The sequence below is a fragment of the Vibrio sp. 1751 genome (assembly GCF_033339895.1).
Lineage (GTDB): Bacteria > Pseudomonadota > Gammaproteobacteria > Enterobacterales > Vibrionaceae > Vibrio > Vibrio alginolyticus.
The window spans coordinates 1-6,236 of the sequence record NZ_JAWOVM010000143.1; the positions used below are offsets into that span (position 1 = coordinate 1).

General features: G+C 43.4%; 7 protein-coding genes. 3 read left to right on the plus strand and 4 right to left on the minus strand.

Translation table 11 applies throughout. The annotated features are described in order from the left end of the window. The first annotated feature begins 97 nt into the window (after window positions 1-97). Window positions 98-718 carry a LysE family translocator gene (locus tag R7041_RS22315; protein ID WP_158155841.1) on the plus strand — a complete coding sequence of 207 codons (621 nt, stop codon included), beginning with the start codon at window positions 98-100 and terminating at the stop codon, window positions 716-718. Between the two features lie 15 nt (window positions 719-733). Further along, entirely contained in the window at window positions 734-1,000 is a 267-nt protein-coding gene (locus tag R7041_RS22320; protein ID WP_017635186.1) for a hypothetical protein, read from the plus strand. A gap of 58 nt (window positions 1,001-1,058) precedes the next feature. Here R7041_RS22320 and secF read toward each other — a convergent pair whose 3' ends face one another. The 4 genes from secF to R7041_RS22340 all read right to left on the minus strand — a co-directional run bounded on the left by secF (window position 1,059) and on the right by R7041_RS22340 (window position 5,283). Next, a complete protein-coding gene (secF, locus tag R7041_RS22325; RefSeq protein ID WP_005373567.1) occupies window positions 1,059-1,961 on the minus strand; it encodes a protein translocase subunit SecF in 903 nt (300 codons plus the stop codon). A 2-nt stretch (window positions 1,962-1,963) separates the two neighbouring features. Beyond that, entirely contained in the window at window positions 1,964-3,802 is a 1,839-nt protein-coding gene (gene secD / locus R7041_RS22330; RefSeq protein ID WP_086047504.1) for a protein translocase subunit SecD, read from the minus strand. Window positions 3,803-3,966: 164 nt separating this feature from the next. Next, the gene (locus R7041_RS22335; protein WP_005373572.1) at window positions 3,967-4,446 is read right to left on the minus strand and encodes a hypothetical protein; all 480 of its coding nucleotides are present in this window, start codon (window positions 4,444-4,446) and stop codon (window positions 3,967-3,969) included. A 168-nt stretch (window positions 4,447-4,614) separates the two neighbouring features. After that, complete coding sequence (locus R7041_RS22340) at window positions 4,615-5,283, minus strand: SH3 domain-containing protein (RefSeq protein ID WP_206949618.1); 669 nt, start codon at window positions 5,281-5,283, stop codon at window positions 4,615-4,617. 103 nt (window positions 5,284-5,386) lie between these two features. Here R7041_RS22340 and R7041_RS22345 point away from each other — a divergent pair, with 103 nt between their 5' ends. Then, entirely contained in the window at window positions 5,387-5,935 is a 549-nt protein-coding gene (locus tag R7041_RS22345; protein WP_206949617.1) for an ATPase, read from the plus strand. Window positions 5,936-6,236: the final 301 nt, after the last annotated feature.

The window sequence follows — 6,236 nt, forward strand, 5'->3', positions numbered from 1 at the left end:
GGCTACGACGATTGATGGGCGTAACCGCTCAGATCGTAGCTTCTTGATTTAGTTCCATCGAATTACGCAACAAAGCCTCACTAAATCATCAACAGATATGAATCTTGCATTGCTCAGTATGTTCATCCCTACTTTCTTTTTTGTCTCAATCACGCCTGGTATGTGCATGACTCTCGCCCTAACGTTAGGTATGAGTATCGGTTATCGTCGCACGTTATGGATGATGATAGGAGAGCTTCTCGGTGTTGCGCTGGTGTCAGTCTCTGCGGTGTTAGGTATCGCTGCGATTATGCTCAATTATCCTTGGATGTTTATCGCGTTAAAGTTCATTGGTGGCGGTTATTTACTCTATCTTGGTGTTGAAATGTGGCGATCGCGAGGGAAACTTGCGATTAATGTCGACAACTTAGAAACACCAAAGAGTGACAATATCACACTGATCATGCAAGGCTTCGTTACCGCAATCGCAAACCCAAAAGGCTGGGCATTTATGATTTCTCTTTTACCGCCTTTTATAGACCAAAACGCAGCGCTTGCACCGCAACTGATCATACTTGTCTCCATTATTTTACTGTTTGAGTTCATTTGCATGTCTCTGTACGCTACTGGTGGTAAAGGGTTGAAACACGTATTAGGTCAGTCTAAGAATGTACGTCTAATGAACCGTATCGCAGGCACTTTAATGATGGGAGTTGGTGTCTGGTTGCTACTAAGCTAAGGCAAACTGGAAACAATGAAAAATATTCTGAATAAAATCGCTAAAGTCATGGGTGAAGTATTGGACTTTCAAGCCCGAGTTTGGGTTGTGAACGTCTATAGCGGTGAGCATAAAGGCGAGTCTTATGTCGTTAATGAAGATGCTTTCTCTGTACCTCTTCAGTGGATGAAGAAGAAAGGCTACCAAGAGTCGATGTTGAATAAAGTCGAAGCAATGAAGCGCTCACAAGTCTTAGAGTTCGATTTGGGACTTGTGAAACATCGCTTGATGCGCGTGAAATAAGCACAAAAAAGCGCCACTCAAGATGAGTGGCGCAAGCACTTTTACCTTAAAAATAATGCTACGGCGCTGCGTCAATCTCAACTGGAAGATAATGTTTCGGCTCCAGTTTCAACCACTCCGGCAGCACAGTACCAATCGAAATCGAAGACCATGTACCCGACAGAACGCCAATAAACATGGCGGTTGAGAAACCAGCCAAAGGCGCTCCTCCCATAATCCATAATGCACCAACAGTGATCAATGTCGTACCAGATGTCACCATAGTGCGTGAAAACGTCGCAATAACAGCTTGGTCATTGATGTCTTCTGTTTTCCAACTCTGCTTCGCAATCAACAGCTCACGGATTCGGTCTGCAATGATGATCGAGTCATTCAATGAGTAACCTAAAATCGCCAGCACAGCAGCAAAAACGGTTAAGTTGAACTCCATTTGAGTAATTGCAAAGAAGCCAAGCACTAAGATCACATCATGGGCCAAAGCAAACAGTGAACCACTCGCTAAACGCCACTCAAAACGGAAACACAAGTAACCGAGAATACTCAAGACACAAATCAACAATGCTAAGCCACCTTGTTCAAACAAGTCTTGGCCAACTTGAGCGCCAACTATACTGTTGCTGACAACATCAACTTGGTGAGAGATTGGCTTCAACACCTCTTCTACACTTGGCAACGTTTGTCCATCTTCCGGCGCAGAGTAACGAATCACCCAACGGCCATCTTCACCAGAGCGTGTCACTGACGCAGATTCACCAAGCTTTGGTTGCAGAACGTCAAGCAAATCATGGTTAGTTAGCTGCTTATCTACCTTTACTTCTGTCACCATACCGCCAGTGAAGTCCAAACCTAGGTTCAACCCTTTAAAGCCTAGAGCGACGATCGCGATCACCGTTAAAATGATGGAAACTAGCGTAGTAAAGTAGCGAATTTTACGAATATTTTGTTTTAGCATTTCGACCATGATTAAACCCTCACATCACGACGGGCATCGCGGCCCCAAATTAAATTGATCATTGCTCGAGAGGCAAATACGCCTGTAAACATACTGGTTAACAAACCTAATCCGAGTGTTAAGGCAAAGCCTTGGATTGGGCCATTACCGATGGCGTACAAAATCACGGCGGTGATCATGGTAGTAATGTTGGCATCAAGGATGGTCGAGAATGCGCTGTCAAAGCCAAGATCAATCGCTTGAGCGAAGCTGCGGCCTTCACGCATTTTGTCCTTAATACGTTCAAAGATAATAACGTTGGTGTCTACTGCCATACCGACGGTTAACACTAAACCGGCAATACCCGGAAGCGTTAGAACCGCTCCTGGTAACAAGGCGATTAAGCCAAGCAAACAAAGCATGTTGGCACAAAGCGCCACGTTTGCTACCCAACCTAAGCGGCGGTACCAAAGTGCCATAAAGGTCAGTGTTAGTCCCATACCTAAAGCCAGTGCTGCAAAACCGTTTTCAATGTTTTCTGCCCCCAGAGAAGCACCGATAGTACGCTCTTCCACAATAGTAACCGGCGCAGTTAGTGAACCCGCTCGAAGTAATAGCGCCAACTGCTGCGCATCGTCCATGCTACCTGCCCCAGTAATACGGAACTGGCTACCAAGTTGAGATTGAATAGTCGCGACGCTGATAACGCGCTCACTACGCTCAGTTACACCGCGATCGTTTGTTTTGTACTCTCGGTAAACGGTCGCCATTGGCTTGCCGATGTGAGTTGCTGAGAAGTCGCTCATTTTCTTACCACCAGCGTGGTCAAGAGAAATATTTACTTCTGACATACCCATTTTGTCGACACCAGCACGAGCGTTTACGATGTGCTCACCCGTTAGGACTGGTCGTTTTGCCAAAATCACCGTACGACCGTCATTGTCTTGAAGAACAAGATCTTGGCTGCTGTGTGCTTGGCTCGCATCTTTCACTTCATAAAACGCCAAGCTTGCTGTTGCACCAATAACGTTTTTCGCTTGAGCAGGATCTTGTACACCAGGGAGCTCAATTCGAATGCTCTCTTTACCTTGGCGTTGCACTAGTGCTTCTGTGATACCAAGTTCTTCAATACGACCACGCATGATCTTCAGGTTTTGTTGAAGAGTCGACGATTGAAATTCTTGGATATTTTGTTCACTCGGTTCAAGCACAAAGCCACGAGATGAACTTTTTGAAATCCAGCCCGGGTAGTTTTGACGCAAGAAATTGTTCACTTCCGACAATGCTTGCTCGCTGTCACTGTTTACCGTAATTCGGTTGCCACTTTCTGCTCGAACTTGCACACCACGAACACGTTGATCACGTAGATTCGCTTTGATTTCATCAATCAACGCATCACGTTGTTCTTCAAACGCTTTATTCACATCAACATTCAACAAAAACTGAACGCCACCACGAAGGTCAAGACCGAGCTTAATTGGGCTAAAGCCCATCTCATTCAACCATTCTGGCGCAACCGATACGTATGAGAAAGTGATGCTGTCGTCTTTATTTAGCTCTTTGTTTAACAACGCACGAGCTTTACTTTGCGCATCTTCACCATCGAATACAATGGTTGTTTTGCCGTCTTTTTCGATGATTTTGTCGGCTGAAATATGGTTGGTTTTTAGCAGTTGATTCAGATGAACAACCGACATTTCACTGTTGTTTTGCTCCGAAAACGTCAACTGGATAGAAGGCTGTTCGCCAAACCAAGTTGGTATAGCACTTAGGGTTAAAATAATGACCGTCGTGATTAATACTACATATTTCCAAGCTGAGTAGTGATTCATCAGCTTTCTGTTCTTTTGCTGCTTTGGTGTTTTTTTCATGTAAACATCATCCCTTCACGATGAAGTGAAGCTTTTAATAACAAGGCTTAACACACGACAGATGCTCCCAGAATAAATTCAGGGTATGAAATGCTAAGAACGCTCACGTCCTGTCGAATACAATCGTCGTGTTAAGAGTGCACAATGGTGCAAATAAATGGTGTTTAGGCAGAAAACTGACTATTGAGTGCGACGTACATGGCATTGGTCTCTTTCCAACCAGAAATGCGATGATCGCTTGTGAAATGATAAAATGTGGACTGGTTGTGACGCCAGTTAATGTCCATCAAACTGTATGCGTAACCCGCATCAGCGTAAAACGGAGTAGTGAGATCGCCGACAAAATCTACGTGCTCGTCATCAAGCCCTTCCCGTAAGTAAGACGTCCAGCGCTGAGAGTTAAACAAAGCAACGGAATCGAGACTTGCATGGCCTTCAGATACTGGAGATTGAGAGCTTTCTTCTGAAACTTCAGAAAAATCGACGGAAGAGTTTGGCGATACACTTACGGCTACAAAAGGTTGTAGCTTAGAAAAGTGCGGTACGTGAGCCTTGTGGTCGATTTGCGCAGCAGATACATGCACTGGTAGCAATACCATTGCAAATAGCAGCAAAATCAACTTTCTAAGGTAAATCCAAGGCATAGGAACTCACTAAAAACACAAAGAGCCAAGTTAGGTCACTTGACTCGTTGATAGTATTCCTATTGATTATGGTTCACAACTAAAAAGTTATAAATCTCTGATTTCAGGTTTGCATCGTTATTGCATTTATCAAAACGTCTTTAGAGAACGAGTGTAATTGGTGGTGAGTTATCGATAAAAAATATCGCCCTTATCAACATCTAAGTAGATCTTATTCTCTTGCTCCAAACCGCCACAATAGATGAAGTAAACCTTGCGCTTTTTGAACGTCACAGAACGCACCCAACCCCCGAGCTCCTCAAAATCACTCGGATCACAGGTTTCATCGTCTAACAATTGCTGTGTTTTCTTACGGAAAATATCCAAGTGAACTTTTAAATCATCCGACTTCTGTAGGTATTCCTCCAATATCTCTAAGCGCTCTTGCTCTTTAATAACTGGCTCTGCATCCGATAACCCTTCAGCATTCAACCATTCGGCTTTTTCTTCTCCACCCTCTTCATAGACAAGATAGCCGGAGATTCGGTACCACCCATCTACTTTTTCTAACACCGATACTTTTTCTCCCTTATAGAGCGTATCGACAACTAAAGCATTAAGGTTAGGCTTGTTGTAAACATTGACACGACGCTCAATAACGTAGTACTCGGTAACTTCCGGGGGAGCGGCTTCTAAATCCAGAATCGGTTTGGATGTTTCTTTTTGCAGTGACGATTGCTCGACTTGTGTAGCCTTTGGTGCTTCAGGTTCATCTTTCTGCATAAAGAAGAAATAGTATCCAGCCCCCGCTCCGCCGAGCAACAGCATGACAATCAATGCGACGAGAATTTTCTTCATGCCCTTTTCCTTTTCATTCTTTATTCTTATCCCACCAGCAGCACGCATGTCGTAGAAATTTGGGTATATACTCAAAAGAGCAGGTCAACTAACGCGAGCAATAATGATCAACAGACTCAATTGGATACTACTATTTCTTCTGTTCCCGATAACGGGGCACGCCAATATTCAATGTAACCCATCGTCGTGGAATGACAATCTTACCCAATTCAATCGTTTAGAGTCCAATTACAATCAGCATGTTGAGGTATTCAATACACTTTTAACCGAACATAAACAGCGTCAGTTATTGTCCGAAACCTTTTCACTGCATGAGCTCGTGCTACTTTGGCGTGCCAAGTCGAACCAAAATGTGTTCAAAGCGCAATTAAAAGCATCGATTCAATACAAAGAAGAGCTCACAACTAAAGCGAATCAACTGCTTAAATTGAGCACACAATCCCAATGGTCAGCTAATGGGTGGGAGATCCTGGTCCAAAAGTGCCGCGAGTCAAACAAAACCGTCAATCAAATAACTGCGGAATGGTATAACACCAACGCTTTGGAACTTGCTGAAGATTACAAGCGCCTCTCTTCACAATATCAAACTCTGTCACAAGTCTATGATAAAGAAGCTCGAGCGCTTCAATACGCTCAAGATGTTTCGAAGTAAAAACAGAGCCAGTTTTGAATAGACGATGTTGGTTTTTCACTCCAATATTGGACGTTATTCGTGCTTTATTCTTTCCTTAGTCGTGAATGATATCAAATGTAAATAATGGGATTGTTCTCTTTGACAAACTTGACTAAACCATGACCAAGACAATCAATTTATAGAGACATACGTCACATTAATGCTTTACTTATGGACATTTTTTGGTTAGTTTAGCCATTAATAAAATTTAATAAAAAGTCACATTTGGCTGGAGATGATGCTACAAACATGGTTATCAATCGATTAAGTAACAGGGAAT